Raw genomic sequence first — 2,327 nt, 5'->3', positions numbered from 1 at the left:
CGCGGAGAGTCCGACACGTAGAGGCAGTCCGTCCGCGTCGGACAGGACATGCATCTTGGAACCGGGCTTACCCCGGTCCACGGGACTCGGACCTGTGTGTTCGCCCCCGAGGCTGCTGCTATATCGCGTCAAGCGGTTCGGAGGAGATCCTGCTGGTCCGGTCTGAGCGTTCCAGAATCTTGAATAGCTGACGGCAGACGGCTCGTTTCAGGCACCGTTGTGCGTCGCGGGAGGTCTTGCCCTCGCTGATCCTGCGGGCGACGTACGTCTTCGTAGCGGGGTCCAGCCGCATGCGGATGAGCGTGATGGTGTGCAGGGCCCGGTTCAACTGCCGGTCACCGCTGCGGTTGATCCGATGGCGGTTCGTGAGCCCGGAAGAGGCCGGAATAGGCGAAACGCCGGCGAAGGATGCGAAGGCGGCCTCGGATCGGAACCGGCCGGGGTGCGACCAGCTGACGAGGACCTGCTGTGATGGGCCCGACTCCTTGCAGTTCCAGCAGCTCCGGAGCCATCTGACGTGTGAGTGCGAGGATCTCACTCTCAAGGTCCCTGGCCTCGGCCTGGAGTGTCTGGACGCGCTGAGCGGTGGACCTCAGGGCCCGGACGGTCATGCGGTGCTCGATGTCCTGCGTCGGGCGATCCCTGAGCTGAGCGCAGCGGGCGATCTGGGCAGGACGCTTGAGTTTGCGCAGCTCGGCCCGCAGATCGTCGGGGGCAGAAACGATCAGGCCCTTGAACTGGTTGATCGCGGCGGTCGAGGCAAGGACAGCGCCATGCCGGGTGACGAGGAGGACGCGCAGGGCCTCGCGCTCTCCTCGGAGCCTTGGCTGGATCAGGTGCTCGCTGGCCAAGGCCTCCTTGGCTGCCCTGATGGCGTCGATCATGTCCGTCTTGCGGCCGCCGCGGACAGCCGGCCGTTTGGGACGCAGCACTTCGACGACCTGTTCGCCAGTCTGGTCGAGGAAGGCGGCCAGGCCGGCTCCGTAGCTGCCGACTCCTTCGAGAGCCCAGCATCGGCGGCCGGGATCGTGCTGACGGGCGAAATCCAGCAGGCGCCGGTAACCCCGTGCGTTCGCGGGGGTATCGGTGGTGGCGATAACAGCGCCGACAGGGCTCACGGCGGCTGCAGCGAGGGTGTCCCGGTGGGTGTCGATGCCGATGACGCCATCGACTCGTTCTGCGAGCATGGTCACGCGGTTGTTCTCCTTCAAGAGCTGGGCGACCGTGGTCGGCGCCGGCCTGGGTGGAGTCACCGCGTGGCAGAACTGTGATGAGTCACGTCGAAATGGCGGACAAGCTGCTGATCAAGCCAACGGGGTGGGCCAGGCTGACGCCGACGTCCGGTAGACATCTCGGGGGCACGGCAGGCTCTGACGAGCCGCCAATTACCTTGGGGGTCATACCGGAACGTCAACGCCAGCCTGGCAGCAACCCAACCCGGGCCGCAGGACGACTATCACAGTTACCTTCTTCGTGGCCTCGCGATGAGGCTCCCGGCCTTCGGCCCCGGCATGACTTCGCCCCCTCATCGACGATGATCGAAAAAGTGGTGTCACCGGGATCGAAGGCATTGGCAGACCGCTGGTTAGAGGCTCGAGCGCCGAACCCGGACCGGGGAAGGCAGTCTCTTCGTAACGTGGATGCCGGCACGCTGATGCCGCAGGTGAGGGCCGGGGAGAGCACGAGCACGGGAGCGAAGGGCATGGCGGACGAAACTGGCGTCGGTGTCTATCTGGGGCTGGATGTCGGCAAGGGCGAACACCACGCCACTGCCGTCAACCTCGCGGGGAAGAAAGTGTTCGACAAGTCGCTGCCCAACAACGAGCCAAAACTGCGGGAGCTCTTCGACAAACTCCGGGCCAAGCACGGAACGGTGCTGGTCGTCGTTGACCAGCCAGCTTCCATCGGGGCTCTGCCCGTGGCAGTCGCCCGGGATGCGGGCTGCCAGGTCGCCTATCTGCCCGGACTCACGATGCGACGAATCGCCGATCTTTACCCTGGTGAGGCCAAGACCGATGCCCGTGATGCTTTCGTCATCGCGGACGCCGCCAGAACGATGCCCCACACCCTGCGGACGATCGATCCCGACGATGAGACTGTTGCCGAGCTCGCGATGATCGCAGGGTTCGACGACGACCTGGCGGGCGAGTCCACCCGGACCGCCAATCGGCTCCGTGGTCTGCTCACCCAGATCCACCCGTCCCTGGAACGAGTCCTGGGCCCGCGGATCCAGCACCCGGCCGTGCTCAAACTGCTGGACCAGTTCGGCTCCCCGGCCCAGATCCGCAAGGCCGGCCGTCGTCGCCTCGTGACCCTGATACGTCCCA

The 2,327-nt window shown here is 65.9% G+C and carries 2 protein-coding genes and 2 pseudogenes; 1 reads left to right on the top strand and 3 read right to left on the bottom strand.

What is annotated here, in order from left to right; translation table 11 throughout:
- The 3 genes and pseudogenes from ABT070_RS46130 to ABT070_RS46120 form a co-directional block, all read right to left on the bottom strand.
- Positions 1–105, bottom strand: a pseudogene (locus ABT070_RS46130) (IS5/IS1182 family transposase); the annotation flags it as partial.
- A 13-nt stretch (positions 106–118) separates the two neighbouring features.
- Complete coding sequence (locus ABT070_RS46125; RefSeq protein WP_351769349.1) at positions 119–538, bottom strand: transposase; 420 nt, start codon at positions 536–538, stop codon at positions 119–121.
- Between the two features lie 247 nt (positions 539–785).
- Positions 786–1,187 (bottom strand): annotated as a pseudogene (locus ABT070_RS46120) (IS110 family transposase); the annotation flags it as partial.
- A 515-nt stretch (positions 1,188–1,702) separates the two neighbouring features.
- Here ABT070_RS46120 and ABT070_RS46115 point away from each other — a divergent pair.
- On the top strand, positions 1,703–2,327 hold a 625-nt coding region (locus tag ABT070_RS46115; protein WP_351769351.1), incomplete at its 3' end, for an IS110 family transposase.

It is taken from the genome of Streptomyces sp. NPDC002884, from assembly GCF_040295245.1.
Taxonomy (GTDB): domain Bacteria; phylum Actinomycetota; class Actinomycetes; order Streptomycetales; family Streptomycetaceae; genus Streptomyces.
The sequence above is the reverse complement of the archived record's forward strand: the minus strand, read 5'-3'. Positions and strand labels throughout refer to the sequence as shown.